The organism is Akkermansia muciniphila, assembly GCF_040616545.1.
Taxonomy (GTDB): domain Bacteria; phylum Verrucomicrobiota; class Verrucomicrobiia; order Verrucomicrobiales; family Akkermansiaceae; genus Akkermansia; species Akkermansia muciniphila_E.
Genome location: NZ_CP156688.1, coordinates 2,092,101 through 2,111,820, shown reverse-complemented (window position 1 = coordinate 2,111,820; position 19,720 = coordinate 2,092,101). Strand labels below are relative to the sequence as shown.

At 59.4% G+C, this 19,720-nt stretch carries 14 protein-coding genes; 11 read left to right on the top strand and 3 right to left on the bottom strand.

Annotated features, from left to right (window positions below; all coding sequences use genetic code 11):
• Nucleotides 1-32: 32 nt before the first annotated feature.
• Both ABGM91_RS08700 and rsgA read left to right on the top strand, forming a co-directional pair.
• Complete coding sequence (locus ABGM91_RS08700; RefSeq protein WP_354831489.1) at nt 33-812, top strand: methyltransferase domain-containing protein; 780 nt, start codon at nt 33-35, stop codon at nt 810-812.
• Nucleotides 809-1,864 (top strand): ribosome small subunit-dependent GTPase A, encoded by a 1,056-nt coding sequence (rsgA, locus tag ABGM91_RS08695; protein ID WP_354831486.1) that lies wholly within the window; start codon nt 809-811, stop codon nt 1,862-1,864. The genes ABGM91_RS08700 and rsgA overlap by 4 nt, the downstream gene beginning before the upstream one ends.
• A gap of 106 nt (nt 1,865-1,970) precedes the next feature.
• Here the strand turns inward: rsgA and ABGM91_RS08690 are convergent, their stop codons facing one another.
• Nucleotides 1,971-2,528, bottom strand: coding sequence for a pentapeptide repeat-containing protein (locus tag ABGM91_RS08690; protein ID WP_354831484.1), 558 nt, complete (start codon nt 2,526-2,528; stop codon nt 1,971-1,973).
• 519 nt (nt 2,529-3,047) lie between these two features.
• On the opposite strand from ABGM91_RS08690, the gene ABGM91_RS08685 reads away from it, so the two are divergent.
• Nucleotides 3,048-3,704: a hypothetical protein gene (locus ABGM91_RS08685; protein WP_354831481.1), complete on the top strand. Its 657-nt coding sequence runs from the start codon at nt 3,048-3,050 to the stop codon at nt 3,702-3,704.
• 261 nt (nt 3,705-3,965) lie between these two features.
• Here the strand turns inward: ABGM91_RS08685 and ABGM91_RS08680 are convergent, their stop codons facing one another.
• Nucleotides 3,966-4,976 carry a polyprenyl synthetase family protein gene (locus ABGM91_RS08680; protein WP_290565059.1) on the bottom strand — a complete coding sequence of 337 codons (1,011 nt, stop codon included), beginning with the start codon at nt 4,974-4,976 and terminating at the stop codon, nt 3,966-3,968.
• Nucleotides 4,977-5,177: 201 nt separating this feature from the next.
• On the opposite strand from ABGM91_RS08680, the gene larC reads away from it, so the two are divergent.
• From larC to ABGM91_RS08640, 8 genes are all read left to right on the top strand, one after another.
• Nucleotides 5,178-6,398, top strand: coding sequence for a nickel pincer cofactor biosynthesis protein LarC (gene larC, locus ABGM91_RS08675; protein WP_354831478.1), 1,221 nt, complete (start codon nt 5,178-5,180; stop codon nt 6,396-6,398).
• Nucleotides 6,370-7,185, top strand: coding sequence for an ATP-dependent sacrificial sulfur transferase LarE (gene larE, locus ABGM91_RS08670; RefSeq protein ID WP_354831475.1), 816 nt, complete (start codon nt 6,370-6,372; stop codon nt 7,183-7,185). The genes larC and larE overlap by 29 nt, the downstream gene beginning before the upstream one ends.
• Nucleotides 7,182-7,937 carry a nickel pincer cofactor biosynthesis protein LarB gene (gene larB / locus ABGM91_RS08665; RefSeq protein WP_354831472.1) on the top strand — a complete coding sequence of 252 codons (756 nt, stop codon included), beginning with the start codon at nt 7,182-7,184 and terminating at the stop codon, nt 7,935-7,937. The genes larE and larB overlap by 4 nt, the downstream gene beginning before the upstream one ends.
• Nucleotides 7,938-8,042: 105 nt before the next feature.
• Nucleotides 8,043-9,503, top strand: a complete 1,461-nt coding sequence (locus tag ABGM91_RS08660) for a family 10 glycosylhydrolase (RefSeq protein ID WP_354831469.1) — start codon at nt 8,043-8,045, stop codon at nt 9,501-9,503.
• Between the two features lie 91 nt (nt 9,504-9,594).
• Nucleotides 9,595-10,359 (top strand): superoxide dismutase, encoded by a 765-nt coding sequence (locus tag ABGM91_RS08655; RefSeq protein WP_354831466.1) that lies wholly within the window; start codon nt 9,595-9,597, stop codon nt 10,357-10,359.
• A 149-nt stretch (nt 10,360-10,508) separates the two neighbouring features.
• Entirely contained in the window at nt 10,509-11,600 is a 1,092-nt protein-coding gene (locus ABGM91_RS08650) for an adenylyltransferase/cytidyltransferase family protein (protein WP_215429002.1), read from the top strand.
• A gap of 13 nt (nt 11,601-11,613) precedes the next feature.
• Nucleotides 11,614-13,179 (top strand): murein biosynthesis integral membrane protein MurJ, encoded by a 1,566-nt coding sequence (murJ, locus tag ABGM91_RS08645; RefSeq protein WP_354831462.1) that lies wholly within the window; start codon nt 11,614-11,616, stop codon nt 13,177-13,179.
• Nucleotides 13,180-13,350: 171 nt separating this feature from the next.
• Nucleotides 13,351-14,517: a pyridoxal phosphate-dependent aminotransferase gene (locus tag ABGM91_RS08640; RefSeq protein WP_022396643.1), complete on the top strand. Its 1,167-nt coding sequence runs from the start codon at nt 13,351-13,353 to the stop codon at nt 14,515-14,517.
• A 422-nt stretch (nt 14,518-14,939) separates the two neighbouring features.
• On the opposite strand, the gene ABGM91_RS08635 is transcribed toward ABGM91_RS08640, so the two are convergent.
• Complete coding sequence (locus ABGM91_RS08635; protein ID WP_354831459.1) at nt 14,940-19,370, bottom strand: autotransporter outer membrane beta-barrel domain-containing protein; 4,431 nt, start codon at nt 19,368-19,370, stop codon at nt 14,940-14,942.
• Nucleotides 19,371-19,720: the final 350 nt, after the last annotated feature.

Sequence of the window (19,720 nt, the reverse complement as noted above, 5' to 3'; positions counted from 1 at the left end):
TGCCCTCACGGCACACAACATTTACTAAGTTAATGAGTAACAAAAATAAAACAATTCACGAATTCGATTTCAATTTCATCTGCGATTATTTCTCCCGCCTGGAACGGCAGGGCCCCGGAAGCCCGGAGGCGACCCTCAAGGCTCTCAGCTTCATTGGCAATCTGACCGGGCAATCCCGCATCGCCGACCTCGGCTGCGGCACGGGCGGACAGACCATGACGCTGGCCGCACATGTCCAGGGCAGCATTACAGGGCTTGACCTGTTCCCGGATTTCATCCGCATCTTCAACCGTCAGGCAAAACGCTCAGGCTTGCAGGACAGGGTAAAAGGCATCGTCGGTTCCATGGACAACCTTCCTTTTGCAGAAGAAGAGCTGGACCTGGTCTGGTCGGAAGGGGCCATTTACAACATCGGCTTTGAACGCGGGCTGAACGAATGGCACAAGTACCTGAAACCGGGAGGCTACCTGGCCATTTCCGAAAGCTCGTGGTTTACCGCGGAACGTCCGGAAGAGATTCATCGCTTCTGGATGGATATGTATCCGGAGATAGACACGATACCCAACAAGACAGCCCAGATACAGAAGGCAGGGTACGTTCCCGTGGCTTCCTTCATTCTGCCGGAAAACTGCTGGACGGAGCATTATTACGCCCCGCAGCCTCCGGTTCAGGAGATGTTCCTTCATCAATATCCTGAAAATGAAGCCGCCGCGGAATTAGTCGCATCCCTGCGCCATGAAGCGGAATTATACCGCAGGTACAAGGAATTCTACGGCTACGTGTTTTACATCGCAAAGAAGACGGAACAATGATTCCTCTACATGCTTACGGCTGGAATGACCAGTTAGAGCGGCTCAAGCAGGCATCAGCGTACCGCGCCCTGCCCCATGGCCGCATCGCCATCGTGCACAGGACGTGTTATGAAATCGTTGCTGAAAATGGAGTGTTCCAGTGCGAATTAAGGGGAAACATGATGTATGAAAAATCAGCCTTTGAACTGCCCTGTACGGGTGACTGGGTGATTTTCCAGCCCTTCGATGAAACGAAGGGAATCATCGTCGATTTACTGCCCCGTGAACGGACCTTGCACCGCAGGAAAAGCGGAACGGTTTCCGACAGGCAGGCCATCGCCTCTTACGTGGACAGGGCATTCATTGTGCAAAGCCTTGATGATAATTTCAATATCCGCAGAGCCGAGCGTTTCATGGTTCAGATATTGGAAGAAGGGATCAACCCCGTATTGGTGCTGAACAAGGCCGATTTAGGGTTTGACAGGCAGGGCATTGAAGAACAGGTCAAACGCCTGGGGCGCCGGATGCCTGTATTTTTTACAAGCATCCATGAACCCCATACGATTCTCCGGCTCCGGGAATTCATCCCGGAAGGGGAAACGGTCGTGTTTGTGGGTTCTTCAGGCGTCGGGAAAAGTTCCCTGGTGAACGCGCTGTGCGGAAAACCGCTCCTAGCCACGTCCCACATAAGCTCGTCCACAGGCAAAGGGCGGCATACGTCCACACGCCGGGAGATGGTGCTGATGGACGGTTCAGGCGTTTTAATAGACACTCCAGGCGTCCGGGAATTCGGCCTGGCCACCGGCCAGTCCGGTTCTCTTGCAGAAGCGCTGGATATTTCCTATTTCTCGGCGGCGTGCCGTTTCAAGGATTGCGGGCATATCCATGAACCCGGCTGCGCCGTTCTGGAAGCGGTGAACAGCGGCCTGCTGGACCGTGAGGTGTATGAAAGCTACCTGAAACTCCGGAGAGAAGCGGAGTACTTTTCCACTTCGGAACATGAAAAGCGCAAGAAGGGAAAATCCCTTTCCAAACTGGTAGAGGAAGTGAAGAAGCGGAAACCCAAATTCTAACTTCCACTGGAACGGTGCAGGCATTCCTGAAACGGGAATGCCTGCACTCCTTGTTTTACCCGCAATGGCGGTCAAACCAATATTCCATTAAACAGCTCCCGCGGGCCTACCCCCTGATGTCAATGTCCAGATGGGCGAGCAGCCCTTCCAGACCATGCCGGGAAAAGACCGCCTTTTTCAGCTTGCACATGGAGGGATTGATCGAAAAATTGAAGGAGGTTGTAAAATCGGCTTTCTCCAAATTGGTTCCGACAAAAGAAACCCGTTCCAGGTCACAGCGGTCAAAAACGGATTCCGCCATGTCGGCGTCATTAAAGTACCCCTCATACATCTTGCAGCCGCGGAAAACGGTTTTCCGCAATCTGGCCTCTACAAAGCTGGCATAATCAAGACGCGAGTTTTCAAAGACCAGGCTGTCCGAAAACCTGTCAATGTCCGTAAAGTCTGCGCCGGTCATCTTGCAATCCGTAAAGGCAACATCCCGGAGGGCTTCCTTGAAGCAGGCCAACGTGAAATTGCACGCCCTGAACTCGCACTTCTCAAAATCGGTATTCCGGATGACCAGCTTTGAAAAGTCACACGCAATGAATATGCAATCATAATATTCATCATCCAGCTCCATCTCATGGAAATCCACTTTTTCAAAGGTCTCGTTTTCAGTCATATCATGTTGATGGGAGTTGCCGCGCCATGTTGTTTCCATGTTCCGTAATCTCCAGTTTCCGGGAAGCAAAAGGCAGGAGAATCATTCCTCCACGCCTTTCCGCATTACTTCAGTTTTCTTCCTGCTTTTTAGCAGAAAAACTGCCTGCCCGCAAGCGGTCCCGCCTCCGCGTATGAATGCAGGTTCGGCTGACGCCCTGCGGAAAAAGGTAAAACCATTCCGGATGCTCCCTGCCGCCGCCAAAACACGCGTTGCCCTATCCATTTGCTATCCACCTGTTCCCATCCGTATAGTTCCAAACAAGCCACCGCTACACCCCGAATCTTGAATACGGCGCCCTTTTCCAACATGGTTTAGGCGCCTTTAAAAACCGGATGCCTCCTCCCGCCAAGACAGCCTTTCCGGAATTCTCCTCCAGCCGTATATCTTCATTCACCGGCTTCATGAACCCCGGTAATAAATATGACACAGAACCAAAATATACTCGCCTACTCCTCAGCCCATTACGGAGGTTACGTCATGTGTACCGTTCCCAATACCTATCGGGATGAGATGGACAGGCAAACGTCCCACCCCTCCTGCGGGTTTTACGCAGCTTCCTACGTCCTTAATTGCTTCAATCCTGATGCCGCATGGACAAATATGGAGCTTTTTAAATTGGCCGTTCAATATCCCCTCACCAATCGTGCAGAGGGCTGTTTAAGCGAGGTAGGGGAAGTTTTCCATCCCCACGATTTTGCCCGTTTCATCAATAAGAGAGCCAAAGGAACCTGCTCCGCCGCCTGCCAGTTATTTCATGAACAAACCATCTGGGGCACCATTAATCAGGGAGGGTATGCACTCGTTCCTTTTCAAGTTATCAATGATAAGCAAAACGAAAAACACGGTTTCCCCAAAACTGGCGTCCAGTGGACGGACCTTCCGCATGCACATTGGTGCGTTATTGCCGGATATGCAACAACGGATAACTCCAAACTGCTCGCCAAGCACTGGGGAGAAAACCGGTTATTTGATATAGATGAACTCGGTAACAGCAATCAAGGGTGTTATCCCCCCCAGCAAACCAATAACATCACACCACAGCGTGCCTCCAAAGTGCATTTGCTGCAGAGCCAAATCATCACCATCCTGCCCGCACAAGCTTCGCCAAGCCGCCAGAGAGGCTGCGCCTGCTGACCTGCAAGGCATCTTCATCGGTCTCCCGCTCTAAAAAAGCCAGCCCATGGAAACGGATTTTCCATCCAGTGAAGCAGGGGGGCATGCAGGCCCGGATAGAGGGACCGTTTCATGAGGAAGGAGCCCTGGGAAACGGTCCCGGTTTAAAAAATGCCACGGCGCCTGCCTTCGTGAACAGCGTTCTGGATTCCAGACAGGTTGCCGAAGGCCATTTCCGGACACTGCCCCCCCTTCCATAGAAGGAAAGGATATGGACGAAGGTCAGGAGATACGGCAGTCGTTGAGCAGCTCGTCCATGTAGAAGGTCATTTCCGCCAGGGCCTCACGGTATTCCGTCTGGGGGAGGAGCCACAGGATTTCACGGGCAGCCTCGTTTTTCTCCAGGGCCACCTGGATCGCCTTGTCCAGGGCCTCTGCAAAAACGGGGTTGTCCTGAAAGGCGGAGTAATCAATCACTTCACGGTTTTCAATGGCGTCCCTGAGGGTGGCTTCCACGTTCCTGTCCCCGCATTCCAGCAGATTGAAGATGGGGAGAGTCAGCTTGCCCTTGGTGGCGTCCGTGTGGAGCGTTTTGCCGGCGTCGTCTTCATCGCCCACCATGTCCAGGCAGTCGTCGTAAATCTGGTAGGACACGCCCAGCAGGTCTCCCAGCTGGTACAGGGATTTTTCCACTTCCGGGGCCACTCCGGAGATCCAGGCCGCGCCGCCCGTAGCGGCGGAGAACAGGGAGGCGGTTTTTTTCCGGATGATTTCAAAGTATTCATCGCGGGTCATGCTCAGGTCATACAGGCGGCTGGACTGGGCCACTTCCCCCTGGCACACGTCCCTGACGGTGTTCGCCAGCCTGCGGCAGAATTCCGTGCTGCCGAATTCGGTGCCCAGCACCATGGCATGGGAAAAGAGCACGTCCCCCAGCAGTACGGCCAGGCTGTTGCCCCACAGGGCATTGGCGGTGGCCTCGTCACGGCGCTTGTCGGCCTCGTCAATCACGTCATCGTGCACGAGTGAGGCCAGATGCACCATTTCCAGCAGGGCTCCCAGCCGGATGTGGGCTTCCTTGACGCCGCCCGTGGCGCCGGCTACCAGCAGAACCAGGGCAGGCCGGAGCATTTTCCCCTTGGATTGGCACACTGTTTCCATGTAGTCGGTGACTTCCGGGTCAAAACAGGATGCCTGGGCTTCCACAAACTCAGAAACCTGCTTCAATTCCGGTTTGACCAGTTGAAGATAGTGCTTCTGGGATCGTAATTTGGAAAAGAACGGGATAGACATGATATGGGACGAGGGCCGGCGCTGGTCAGCGCCGCACGGATTGTGACATATTTGGAGTTCTCTAGCAATGTATTTCACAGGTCATCTCTGCATGGCTGCGCGCCAGGCCATTAAAGCAGCGCCGCCGGATGCAGGGAAGTCTCCGGAGATAGGGCTCACTTTGGCCTTGAGCCGGGAGGTTTTCCTCCTACACTGCCCATCATGAAAGCCTTGGTCTATGATTGCAGCGCAGGCATCAGCGGAGACATGAACCTGGCCGCCCTGATTGATCTGGGCGTGGACCGGGAAAACCTGGAACGGGAGCTGTCCAAACTGCACGTGCACGGGGAATGGAGACTGGAGTGCAGGCGGGCCGCGCAGTCCGGCATCCAGGGAACGCGGGTTGACGTGGTGACGGAGGAGGAAAGCCATTCCGGCCACGGGCACGCACATCATCACCGGACCATGGCAGATATCCGCAAACTTATTGAGTCAAGCGGCCTTTCAGACGCCGTGAAGCGGACGGCCCTTTCCATTTTCACCCTGCTGGCGGAGGCGGAAGCCCAGGTGCACGGCACCACGCCGGAGGAAGTCCATTTTCATGAAGTGGGTGCGGTGGATTCCATCATTGACATCACGGGCGCCGCCATCTGCCTGGAGCTGCTCCGGGCGGACGCCATCTTCACCGGCCCGGTGGAGCTGGGCTCCGGCACCGTAAGGTGCCAGCACGGGACAATGCCGGTTCCGGCCCCCGCCACGGCCCTGCTGGCACGCCATTTCCAGGCCACCCTGAACGGAACCGCCCATGAGGCCACCACCCCCACCGGAGCCGCTTTCATCGCCGCCATGGCACAGCCCGTCCCCGCCCCGCTGGCTGGCCGCATCACCGGAACCGGCTACGGCATAGGCCACCGCGAGGGGCTCCCCCTGCCGAATATTCTCCGGGTAATGCTGGTGGAAACGGAAGAAGCGGAACCCGCTCCGGAATTGCTGACGGAGCTGTGCGCCAATATAGACGACATGACGCCGGAACAGACCGCCTACCTGGCGGAAAAGCTGATCGACGCCGGCGCGCTGGACGCCTGGCAGGAGTCCATCTGCATGAAGAAGGGACGCCTGGCGGTGAAGGTCTGCGCCCTGTGCCTGCCGGAACAGGCGGACCGCGTGCGGGAGACATTCTTCCTGCACAGCAGCACGCCGGGGATACGCCAGCACGCGGCAAGCCGCCACATTCTGCGGAGGGAGAGCGCCCCCGTGGGCACTCCGCACGGAACAGTCCACGTAAAGACCTCGTTCATGAACGGACGCCCCCATCACAGGAAGGCGGAATTTGAAGATTGCCGGACTCTGGCGGAAGCCACCGGGTTGTCCCTGGAACAGTGCCAATTGATGGGGCTTTTTCCCCCTCCCTCCCATGACGACGCCTCCACAGACCCCGTTTGAACGGCTGCGCTCCGTCCTGCTTCCCAGGGAGCGCATCGCCGTGGCCCTGTCCGGCGGGCTGGACAGCAGCGTACTTCTGGCCGCCGCCGCAAAGGTGCTGGGGCCGGACCGCTGCCTGGCCCTGACCGCACAAACGCCTTACGTAATGGAAGAGGAAATGCGGGACGGCACGGAGCTGTGCCGCAGCCTGAAGGTCAGGCAGGAAAAGCTCACCTTCCCCATCCCCGCCTCCATTGCGGACAATCCTCCCCTGCGCTGCTACCTGTGCAAGCACGCCCTGTTTTCCGCCCTGAAGGCCAGAGCCGGGGAAGCGGGCTTCCCCCTGCTGGCGGACGGCTCCAACATGGATGACCTGGGCGACTACCGCCCCGGGCGCAAGGCCCTGCAGGAGCTGGGCATCCTGAATCCTTTTCTGGAAGCCGCCATGGGCAAGGCGGACATCCGCCAGCTGGCACGGGAACTGGGCCTGCCGGAGTCCGTCAGCGGAAAGCCGGCCTACGCCTGCCTGCTGACCCGGCTGGAGCACAACCGTCCCGTCACTGAAGCCATGCTGAGACGCGTGGACAAGGCGGAAACGTTCCTCCGTTCCCTGGGGCTGAAAGGCTGCCGAGTCCGAGTCCACGGGGATGACCTGGCGCGCATTGAACTTCCGGAGGCGGAACGCCGCCTGTTCCTGGACACGGAGCTTGCCGGGCCCGTAGCCCGCCGCCTGCGGGAACTGGGCTTCCGCCACATTACCCTGGACCTGGAAGGGTATTCCAGAGGCAGCATGAATGAACCGTCATGAACGAGATTACCGACATCCTGCATCAGCTTAAGGAAGGACGCCTTTCCATGGAGGAAGCGGCGGAAAGAATCCGGAGCGCCACAGCCCCCGCCGCCGCCCATACGGATATTGATTATGACCGGCTGGCGCGCACCGGATGCCCGGAAGTGATTTACGGCGCCGGAAAGACTCCGGGCCAGATTGAAGAGATAGCCCGCAGCCTGCTTGCCGCCGGGCAGAACGTGCTGGCCACGCGCCTGGACGGGGAAGCCCAGGACCATCTGCGCCGCGCCTTTCCGGAGGCGGACATGCGCCCGGAAGCGCGCCTCATGCGCATCATCCTGCGGCCTGCACCGCAGACGGCAGGCTTCATCGGCATCGTCAGCGCGGGCACCTCTGACCAGTCCGTGGCGGAGGAAGCCGCGCTGACGGCGGAGTTCCTGGGCAGCCGCGTGCTCCGGTACCGGGACTGCGGCGTGGCGGGGCTGCACCGCCTGGTTTCCCACCTGGATTCCATCCGCCGGGCCACCGTGCTGGTAGCCGTGGCGGGCATGGAGGGGGCGCTCCCCAGCGTGCTTGCGGGCCTGGTGAAGTCCCCCGTAATCGCCGTGCCCACCAGCGTGGGGTACGGAGCCAATTTCCGCGGAGTCACCACCCTGCTCGCCATGATGAATTCCTGCGCCAACGGCGTGTCCGTGGTCAACATAGACAACGGCTTCGGCGCCGGGTTCAACGCCCACCTGGTGAACAGCCTCGCGTCCCCTTCCCGCTGAATGCCGCACCTGGGCACCCTTCCATGACGGAACCTCCGGTATCCGCCATGGACAGAATCCCCCAATAGGGGTTAAATGGCCCGGAAGCATCCCTACCATCCCGTCATGACCAGATTTCCCCTTTTCCACGCCCTTTCCTGCTCCCTGCTGGCCCTGGCTTCCCAGGCGCTGGGGTGGCAGCCATCCGGAGAGGCCGTGCCCGCCGCTCCCCAGGAATTCCGCGCCGCGTGGATTTCCACCGTCCACAATATTGACTGGCCCTCCCGTTCCGGACTTTCCGGAGCGGCCCAGCGTGCGGAACTGCTGACGATCCTGAATACCTGCGCGCAGTTGAAGCTGAATGCCGTGTTCCTCCAGGTGCGGCCGAACGCGGACGCCCTGTACCAATCCTCCCTGGAGCCGTGGAGCCAGTGGCTCTCCGGTCCCGGCGTCAATCCGGGGTATGACCCTCTTGCTTTCGCCATCCAGGAGGCCCACCGCCGCGGCATTGAACTGCACGCCTGGTTCAACCCCTTCCGGGCGAAGGCCAATGTGAAGCACGCCGTGGGGCGCAACCACATTTCCCTCACGCGCCCGGACCTGATGAAGCGCCACGGCTCCGTGCTGCTGATGAATCCCAGCGCCTCCGCCTCACGGGACCACGCGCTGAAGGTCATCCTGGACGTCGTGCGCCGCTACGATGTTGACGGCGTACACCTGGACGACTATTTCTATCCTTATCCTTCTCCCGGCCATCCCTGGTCCCCCCGCAGTTTCAGTGACGGGAAGACACCCTCCCAGCGGCGGGCTTATATTGATGACTTCGTGGAGGACATGTACAAGTCCGTCAAATCCTCCAAGCCCTGGGTGCGCGTGGGCATCAGCCCGTTCGGCATCTGGCGCCCCGGCGTTCCCGGCGGCATTGAGGCCGGAGTGGACGCCTACGAACACCTTGCCTGCGACGCCCGCAAGTGGCTTTCCAAAGGCTGGGTGGATTACCTTGCCCCGCAGCTTTACTGGCGGTGCAGCCCGTCCAAGCAGAGTTTTCCGGCCCTGATGCAGTGGTGGGCCGCCCAGAACACGAGCCGCCCGGTGTGGCCCGGCATCGCCACCGCGCGCATCATGAGCAGCGAGGACCCGGGGCGCCCCGCCTCTGAGATCGCCGCTCAGGTCAACTATTCCCGCTCCCTGGCCAGAAGCGCCCCCGGGCAGTGCTTCTGGAGCGTCAAATCCATCATGCGGAATGCCGGAGGCATCCAGAAATACCTGAACAGGCTGTACCCCTCCATGGCCGTTCCGCCCGCCATGCCCTGGTGCGGGACCGGCGCTCCGGGACAGCCGCGGAACTTTTACGTGGCGGACAACGGCTCCACCGTCACCCTTTCCTGGCAGCCGTCCGGCAGTCCTTCCCGGAAATGGGCCGTCCAGGCGCGCTACGGCAGCCAGTGGGCCACGCGCATCCTGCTGCCGGGCAGCCAGACCCGGGTGACATTGCCCAAATCCTTCCTGGGGGATGCGGGGTCCGTCGCCGTCAGGGGCATCAGCGCCTACGGGGCCCAGGGCCCCGCCGCGGCCGCCAGAAGGTAGAAAACTTCCCCCCTCCGGTGAAAAAGAGTAAAAAATGCCCGATGCTCCAGGTTTTTTGAACAACTCCAAATCCATCCATGTCCAAACTTCCATGAATTCCCGTGGCGCGGACATGAACAGAAGGCGTTTCATCGCCCTTTCCTCACTGGCGGCGCTGGGAACAATCAGCCAGGCCCGGGCAACAGGGCCATCCATACAACCACAGCACAAGATGACTAAAAAGCAAGATCCCTCCACGGTCGGCTATGCCGACGGCAAGTACGTGTTACCGCCCCTTCCGTACGCCTACGACGCGCTTGAACCCATGCTGGATGAAAAGACCGTGCGCATCCATCATGACAAGCACCATGCGGCCTATGTCGCCGGCGCCAACGCCGCGGCCGAAAAACTCCGTGAAATTGCGGACGGCAAGCTGGACGCTTCCGCCACCACCAACTGGGTGCGCAACCTGTCCTTCAACGTTTCCGGCCACGTTCTTCACACCATTTACTGGACCAACATGACGCCGGACCCCAAGAAGGAGCCGCAGGGCCCCCTGGTGGACGCCATCAAGGAAAAATTCGGTTCCCTGGAAGCCATGATGAAGGAATTCAAGGCCGCCTCCCAGGGAGTGGAAGGCTCCGGCTGGGGCATCCTGGGCGTGGACCCCATCAGCAAGACGCTGGTGATCTGCGGCGCGGAAAAGCACCAGAACCTGGAAATTCCCGGCCTTGTCCCCATCCTCGTCTGCGACGTCTGGGAACACGCCTATTACCTGAAGCACCAGAACCTCCGGGCGGACTATATTGAAGACTTCTGCCGCCTCATCAACTGGGACGACGTGGAACGCCGCTACCAGGAAGCCATGGCTTCCTGACCGGTTCCGGCAGACATTGATTTTTCTTTTTCCCAACGGCACGGGCCTTCTGCGGTCCGTGCCGTTTTTTAGCGTACTTCCACCCGGCTCTTGCATCCGGCGGAGCAATAGGGCATACTGCCGTGGACTAATTATCTATCACCACGCGCATGAAAAAAGTTTTCGTCTCGGGCTGTTATGACATCGTCCACGCCGGTCACATCCAGTTTTTTGAAGAAGCCCGCGCCCTGGGGGACTACCTGATCGTCTCCTTCGCCTCGGAACCCGTGCTGTGGCACCACAAACAGCGCAAGCCGTCCATTCCGGACGAGCACAAGAAGGTGCTGCTGGAGAGCCTGCGCATGGTGGACAAGGTCATTCTGGGCACGGGCATGAAGAAGGGCCTGGATTTTGAAGAGGAATTTCTTCAGGAAAAACCGGACGTCCTGGCCGTGACGGAGGACGACCTTTACAGCGGCATCAAGAAGGAGCTGTGCGCCCGCGTGGGCGCGAATTACGTGGTGCTTCCCAAGACGCCTCCCAAATTCGCCCCCGTTTCCACCACCATGCTGGTGAACCGGATCAAGGCCCCTTCCTCCGTCCCGCTCCGCGTGGACTTCGCCGGAGGCTGGCTGGACGTTCCCCGCTACGCCAGAAAAGGCTCCTATGTGGTCAACTGCGCCATCACCCCCATGGTCTCCCTCTGCGAATGGCCGTATGAAAAACGTTCCGGGCTGGGCGGCAGCGGCGCGTGGGCCATGCTGGAGGGGCGCGACCCGGTCGCTTCCGAGCTCGCCCTGGGCGTCGGCTGGCAGGACCCCGCCGTCATTGCGGAAACGGGTCTGTGCGTGTGGCGCTCCGGCAGTTCCCCCGTGCTGGACGTGAAGGGCACGGGCGACTTCCTGGAAGGGAGAATGGCCATTCTGTACACGGGCGAGGAACATGACACGCCCAGAATGGCGGACGAACAGCGGGACTACGTGCGCATCTCCCAATCCTCCCTCATTGCCCGCACCGGCGTGCTGGAACGCAACATCAACACCCTGGCCGCAGGCGTGGCCCTGTACTACAGCGTTCAGCTTGACGAAGGAATGCAGCCCCTGCCGGACATCCCGAACGCCCTTGCCAAAAAATACCTGGGCGGCGGCTACGGAGGCTACGCCCTGTACCTCTTCTCCTGCCGGGACGACCGCGACCAGGCCGTCAAGGACCACCCGGCCATGAAGCGCGTGGAGCCGTACTGCCGCCAACTGTTCAAGTAAGCCGTCTTTCTTCATGTCCCTGATGCGGAACAGCCTGGTAGCCTCCGGCGCCATTTTCGCCTGCCGTCTGACTGGCATGGCCAGGGAAATCGTGTATACTTCCCTGTTCGGCGCCACGGGAGTGCTGGACGCCTTTTACACGGCCTTCCGAATCCCCAACCTGTTGAGGGACCTGTTTGCGGAAGGAGCCCTGTCCCAGTCCTACACCAGCGTGGCCTCCAAAACACGGGAGGCGGAAGGGGACTCGGCCGCCTGGGAACTGACCAACAAGGTGGCCACCCAGCTTTCCACGCTGATGGTCGCCATCGTGACGCTGGGCATCCTGTTTGCCGGGCCCGTCATGGAGGCCCTTTACAGCGGGGACCATTCCCTGACGGACCAGCTGTTTGCCACGGACTTGAGCCGCATCATGTGGCCCTTCATCGGCTTCGCCTCCCTGTCCGCCCTCGTCATGGGGGCGCTGAACATGGTTGGGGTGTTCGGATTGCCCATGCTGGCCTCCGCCGCCTTCAACGTCACCTCCATCCTGTTCGGCCTGCTGATCGGGTACTTCATTGACCCCACTTTCGGCCCCAGGGCTTTGTACGGTTTTGCCTGCGGCGTCACGATCGGTGGGGCGGCCCAGATTGCCGTGCAGCTTCCCAAACTGCGCAAAACCGGCTTCCGGTGGAAGCCCAATTTCCATTGGGACGATCCGCGCGTGCGTAAAATCTGGGGGCTCATGCTCCCCTCCGTGCTGGCTTCCGGCGTTACGCAATTCACCATCTTCATCAATACGGGCTTCGCCCTGGACCTCCAGAAAGGCTCCGTCACCGCCCTGACCACGGCGTTCCGCCTCTGGCAGCTTCCCGTGGGCCTCTTCGGCGTGGCTACGGGCATGGTGGTTCTCCCCGCCGTTTCCCGCATGATGGTGGGGGACGGCAGAAAGGAAGTGGCCGTCCACATCGCCAAGGGGCTGCGGCTGGTGGCGTTTTTTGCGGTGCCCGCCTTCCTGATCCTCTTCATCCTGGGAACGGAATTCGTCTCCTCCGTGTACCAGTGGGGCCGCTTCAACCAGGAGGCCGTGCGCTACACCGGGGAGGTACTGGGCGCCTACTCCCTGGGCCTGCTGGGCTATGCCGGAACCAAGGTGGTGCAGCCCGTCTTCCTGGCTCTGGAAAAACGCTGGGTTCCCCTGATTGCCGCCGCCGTGGCGCTGGCCATCAGCATCGGCCTCAACTACTGGTTTGTCTACGGCCTGCATAAAAACGCGGCGTGGCTGGCGCTGACCACCTCCGTGGTAACCACCTTCAACTTCCTCTTTTACTTCCTTTACCTGCGCCGCCAGCTGGGCGGGGTGGACGGCCGGACGCTGGTTTCCGGCCTGGGCCGCATCCTGGCGGCGGGAGCCCTGCTGGGAGCCGTGTGCTGGGTGGGTAAAACGTGGTTCCTCCAGGGTTTCCTGGACTGGTCCTTCCCGGCCAGGCTCCTAGGCATCTCCCTGGTCTGCGGCTGCGCCGGAATTGTTTACCTGGCGACGGCCTTCCTGCTGAAAACGCCGGAACTGGACGCCGTGCGCGCCAAATTCATGAAACGCTGACGGGAAACTTCCCTTCCGTGAAAGGAGGCACCCTCCCAGCAAGAAAAAGAATGGCCTCATCAAGCATTCTCCTTGCCAGGGGTGCGCTCACTTAGTAAAGTTTTTCCGCCTGTGCGGGGAATAGCCTGTTTTCCGCCAGGGCATTCAAAATTCTACGATCGCACCACAACAATGGACATGATTTCCCCCAGCATTGCTGCATTGACCCCTTCCCTGACCCTCAAGGTGACCAACCGGGCCAAGGCTATGAAGGCCGCCGGTGAAGAAGTTTACGGTTTGGCAGGCGGTGAACCGGAAATGGACACCCCTGAAAACATCAAGCAGGCAGCCATCACGGCCCTGAATAACGGAGCTACCAAGTACACTCCTTCCGCCGGCCTGCCCGCACTCCGCCAGGCCATTGCCGACAAGCTCAAGAGGGAAAACAACCTGGAATACGATCCCAGCCAGATCACCGTGGGCGCCGGAGCCAAGCACGCCTGCTTCAACGCCATCATGGCGACCGTCTCCGAAGGGGACGAAGTCATCATTCCCTCCCCGTACTGGGTCAGCTATCCGGAAATGGTCCGCATGTGCGGCGGCATCCCCGTCATTGTGGAAACCACGCCGGAAAACGGCTGGAAGCTCACTGCGGAACAGTTTGAGGAAGCCATGACCCCCCGCACCAAGATGGTGATCCTCACCACGCCGAACAACCCGACCGGAGCCGTTTATTCAGAAGAAGAACTGCGCGCCCTAGGTGAAGTGGCCCTGAGCGAAGACATCCTCATCCTGGCCGACGAAATTTACGAACACCTCGTGTACGGGGACACCAGGCACGTCAGCATCGCTTCCCTGAGCCCGGAACTGTACGACCTGACCATCACCATCAACGGCTTCTCCAAGGGCTATGCCATGACCGGCTGGCGCATGGGCTACTCCGCCGCTCCGGCCCCCATTGCCAAGGCCATCCAGATGATTCAGGACCACACCACCTCCAACGTCTGCACCTTCGCGCAGTACGGAGGCATTGAAGCCCTCACGGGAGACCAGAGCTTCATCAGCGACATGCGTGACGAATACGACATGCGCCGCCAGTACGTCCTCTCCCGCCTCAACGCCATTCCCAACGTCAGCGTCGTGGAACCGCAGGGAGCCTTCTACTTCTTTGTGGACACCAGCAAGCTGGGACTCACCTCCCTGAACCTGTGTGACAAGCTTCTGGAACGCTACAAGGTGGCGGCCGTCCCCGGCATCGCCTTCGGCAATGACAAGGCCATCCGCATCAGCTACTGCACCACGCTGGACATTCTGAAGGAAGCGCTGGACCGCTTTGAAGAATTCTGCAAGGCACACTAAGCTTCAAATACTAACCTTTCCAACCTTCAGGACCGCTTCATGAATGAAGCGGTCCTTTTTTATTCCTCATGAGAAGGCTTTCCGCCCATCCATGAGAAACCGGAACTCTCACTCCAACAGGAGGCATCCCGGCTCGGCGCCAGCAAGGGGGGGACCCGTCGGCAACGGGATGGCATGGCCCCATTCCGCGTCCGCCAGCTACGTCCCCCACGTTTACCGTAAAAACCCGGAGACATGTGCCGTTCGCGACCGGTCCGCGGAAAAAGCCGCCTATTTTTACGGTCCCCCTGTTTCCTGGAATGGATTCCCCTACCAGGGTAAATGAATAAGCAGGAAAGCCTTTCCGGGAGGACCAGCAGAAACGGAACACCCGGCAAGCGGAAACTTGCCGGGTGGAAGAAGAGAGATGAAGTCTTTTGTGCTTAAAAGCTCCGCGTGTACCCCAGATTGATCGTCCAGGGACGATCGTATTTGTCCCCGTAGACGTATTCGTAATCCAGGTGCACCTGATCGCGGGCGCTGAGCTGCCATGCCACGCCGCAACCGGCCATGCCGCGGATTCCATCCGTATTCGGACGCCACTGGTTGCCGGCGGCCTTTACTTCACCGCCATTGCTTGCTTGCTGCGCAACGCCGGTTTTCACGTAGCCCTGCACCAACTGGCAGCCTCCGTTGACGCTCCATGTGCGTCCGGCCCGCAGACGTCCGGCAAATTGCCAGATGTCAGCTGCGCTTCCCGTCACATCCAGGCCTGCGTTCGTGACGACATGCGTAGAACCGGAGTGGAGCCATGCGATTTGCACGGAGGGTTCCAGGAACCATCCTTTGGCGCAGCTCCACTGCCGCCCGGCTTCCAGGCTCATTCCCAACCCCCAGTTGTCGTAGCTGCCCCGTTCCGTGCCTCCGGGCTGGACCGCGGTCCATGAAGCGTTGTAACCCGTCCCTTTGAGAACCGCGTCCGCAAACCACCCCCTGCTGTGCAGCCATGAGGCGTAAAGGCCTCCGTAGCCGCTGTCCGTGCTGCCCTTGCTTCCCCAGCCATCATGGAAGCTGCGGTCACTTCGACGATAGCCTCCGAAGAGGCCGGCGGCCAGCATGCTGTTTCTTCCGGACGCAACAATCCAGTCCGCGCCGCTGTCTGCCCCATAATGGTATTCCGTAAAGCCGCAGACTCCGGCAATGCCCAGGTCCGTATCCGTGCGCCCGGAAGCCGTGCGCGCCCAGTAGTGCCCCCTGGGAGCCTCTCCGGCATTCTTGTCCTGTTGGGCCTGCTGCCTGTAAAAGTCCGCTCCCATGCGCAGGTCTCCCATGCGTTTGGAAAGAGTGTCAAGCTGTTCGAACCATCCCGTACTCATGCACCCAAGCACATTGAGCAGCACACCGCCCAGGTTGTTATATCCCTGCGGCGACAGGTCGTACCCATTGCCTGTAGCGTTGATTTTAAGACCGTAGGAGTAGAAACCCGCATCCAGCGTTCCGGTGAAGAGCGTTGCCGCATCACTGCCTTCCGCCAGGCTGCCCCATGTGACCATGTCGGATATGAAGGACGGGGAGGAGGGAATGTCGCCTTGCAGGACGAAATGAACCGTGTGCGTGCCGGAAGCCTCCCCGGCTATGGCGATGCGGTCGCTTGTCCCGGCGACCAGATTGATGTTCATTGTAAAGGCCTGCGAGCCGGAGAGGGAGCCGAGCTTCAATGTGTCACGTCCGGTTCCTTCAAAGGCCACATGTCCTCCGTCGCCGTTCAGGCCTCCCGAAAGCAGGAAATCCTTCCCTGAATTCGAGGTATTGGTCAATCGGAGCGTTCCGGTGTTGGCTAGTGCCGATTCCACCTGTGCGCTGGTGGAGACATGCATGGCGCCCGTGTTGGAGAACGCCTGGTCGCCCTTGAGCAAACCTTGCAGAATAAACCCTTCGCTGTTGGTTTGTGCGGTGGCGCCCGTGTCGAACGCTGCGCCTTCTTTGACCTCCAGGATTCCGGCGCTGAAGAGGTTGTCCGCACCGGCAGTAACCAGGCCGGAGTTGATGAGGGTCCCCCCCGTGTGGTTCGCGGCGGAGGTGATGGTGATGCCGGTCGCGTCGCTGTTCAGTTGCAGCGCGCCGCTGCCTGTGATCCGGGCGCTGAGCGTCCGGTCGCTGTTCGGATCGGCCGGAGCGGCCAGAATCCAGGTTTTCCCATCGTGGATACTCAATTCCTTGAGCCCGTAGGTGAGGTGGATCCCCGTCTGGCCGCTGTGCTCGTTGGTGCCGGCTACGGCAATATAGCCGTAGGTCGCGGTAACGGTATCCTGATAGGCGACTTCGCGTTCCTCTCCACTGGTGATGGCTTCGCCCGTATCAGCGTCCACCAGGTCCAGAATAGTTGTGTTCGCGACATTTCCGGCTTGTACCACCAGCAGGGCGTCTGCGTTGATGGTGCCGTCCAGGGCCAGTTCCTGAAGATCGCGGTCCAGGAAGCCCGGCTGAGGAGTGATGCTGTCCAGACTGTCTTTCAGGCCGGAGACGGCCAGCGTGGATGCCGACGTGATGTCAAGACTGCCGGAGACGGAAAGCTGGTGTTCCAGCCGGGAGGCGTCACCGTCTACATGGACAGTAAGCGTTCCTCCGGCCAGATGCAGCTTGCTGATGGAGAAGTTTTCCGTGACGGAGAGTTCGGAGCCGCTTCCAAGGCGCAAAGTTGCGGTGCCGAGCACGGCCTGCCCCGTGGCGTCCGGACGGAGCCGGGTATCGGTCAAGGAGATGGTTCCGGCAAATCCGGTCAGCGAATCCGAGAGGGCTACGACGCCGGCGGACTGAATGTCCAGCGTGCCGGAACCAGTGATGTACGCGCCAGAGCCGGTCCGTATCTGTTCCATGCCGTTAATCAGGATGCTGCCTTCGTTGAGAGCCACTCCGTTCGTGAACAGATTGGTTCCGGTATTCCTCAGGTCGAGGGCTCCCTGTCCGGTTTTGAGCGTCGTGTCGGCGGCTGTGACGTTTCCATTCAGAACAAGTGTGCCACCGGTATCTACCGTGCCGTTGAGGACGATAGAGGCGGCGTTGATCTCACTGGCGGCGCCTTTGCTTCGAAGGGTGGCTCCGGTATTGAGCGTAAAGGAGGTTACCATATCCGTCATGCTCCCCGTGCGTCCGAAAATGACTCCGTCCCTGAGTTCCAGCATACCTCCGCAGACAGTGGTCTTTCCCCGGAAGTCGTTGTAACGGCTGGCGACCAGATGGGCATCCGTACCCTGATAGCGTGTTCCGCTGAAGACGACTGTTCCGGAGGTGTCTTGATCAGCCCCTCCGTCATCCGTATACCGGTTGATCGTGAGCATGATCGAATAATTCCCTGCGGTGATCGGGTCGTCAAATTGGATGTTCCGTCCTTCTCCGGCCGCCAACTGCAAAGAGCCTTGCGTTTCAAAATGAATGGCGTTGGCTGTTCCTCCGTCTACGGTAAATGTTCCGTTATCGCTGCGCGTGAAGGTTCCCCCTGTCATGTTGCCGCTGAAAAGCACGTCGCGGGTCTGCGCCAGGAATTGGTGGGTGGGGTTGGACGTATTTTTGATCAGGATGGCTCCCCCTGCCGTGGGCGCGTAATTGTCCGTGAAATTCGCCCCGTCCTCAATGGTCAGCTGTTGATTTCCCAGGTAAATCGCGCCGCCGCGGCCGGAAGACGCCTGAATGTAATTCCCGATGAAGGAAACGTTGGCTCCCAGAATGCAGGTGCCACCTGAAGACATCCAGATTGCGCCTCCGTCACCGGATGATGCGGAGATGTAATTGCCCGTAAAGCTTGCATCAGCACCAACGGTGAGGGACGCAGGCCCCGCATTTGCCCGCACCGCAATCGCTCCTCCGGCCCCTTTTCCCGTTCCGGCGGCCGAGATGTAATTCCCGGTGAAGGAGGCCCTGTCTCCCAGCGTGACGGAGGCGTCTCCGATCGTGATGTAGGTACTGACCGCTCCCCCTTCGCTGGCAGCTCCGTCCGCCGAGGTGGAAATATGGTTGCCGCTGAAAGTCGCGCGGTCTCCCAGGGTAATGGAAGTGGCGTTTCTGTCGGCTCCTATCGCTCCTCCGTAGCTGGACTTGCCGGCCTGGACGTAGTTGTCGGTAAACGTGGCATCATCGCCTATTTCAATGGAGGAGGAACCGCCCTTGGTGAATATTGCGCCGCCACAGCCGCCTGCCGTGGCTGAAGCCAAAACATAGTTGGCATGGAAAACGGCGCCGTTGCCCAGAGTGATGCGGGCGTCGTTGGAGAACGCCAGAATCGCGCCTCCTGTGACGGTTCCGCTTGAGGAAGATGCGTAATTTCCAGTGAAGACAATATGATCAGCCAGCGTGACTGAAGCGAGACCCTGGCCCTGAACGGCAATCGCGCCGCCGCCCGGAGCGGTGGAACCATCGTAGATTCCCGTATTGTTGCGGAACGTGACCGCTCCGGTAAGATTCAGGGTGGCATTGCTGCCGAATCCCTCCACACGCAGAACCCGGTTGCCCGCATTCTCCCAGATGATGGAATTCATGTTCGCGCTATGGTCTCCTTTCTTCAGGAAAAACATGGGAGTTGTTCCCAGTCCAGCCAGATCCAGCGTGCGCGCTACCGCCGCGTTGCCGGACTGAACGCTAATGAGAAGATTCAAGCCTCCGGTCAGCGTGGAGTCGTCGTTATGCAGGACAACCGTGTCTTCGGCACGCAGCAAACCGGATGCCCTCAATTCTTCAAACGTGCCGTACAGGTTGCTGCCCGGCATGGTGGACTGGGTGTTGTTCACAGAGTAGTCCGCACCGGATGCGGCCGGGAAGGTGCAGATGAACAGGCCGGCAAGCAAGTAGCGGAGCAAAGAGGAAGGAAGGTGTGGTCTCATGGTATTGAATGGATGTGGAACGGATGAGTCGATTTGGAGCAATTTTCAGAAGTTATACGCGTGAAAGGCTATATTCGGCTATGGCCGGGGAATCGGCAGCGGCACGCGGAGAGGAAGTGGTCATGGAGGATGAATGTTCTTCAGGGAGGGGAACTGCAAGCGCAGCAAAACAGGATAAGTTTAGCATGAGGAAAAATATTGACGCTGAGTTGTTCATGGATACAAATGTCATGTTTTCCAGTAAGGAATGAATGCAAATTAGCGGATTTCCAATCCGGAGACAGGGCCCATACGCCAACAGCCTGAAAGAAGAATCGTCCCTGGAACGGGAGATAATATCAATGCAACTA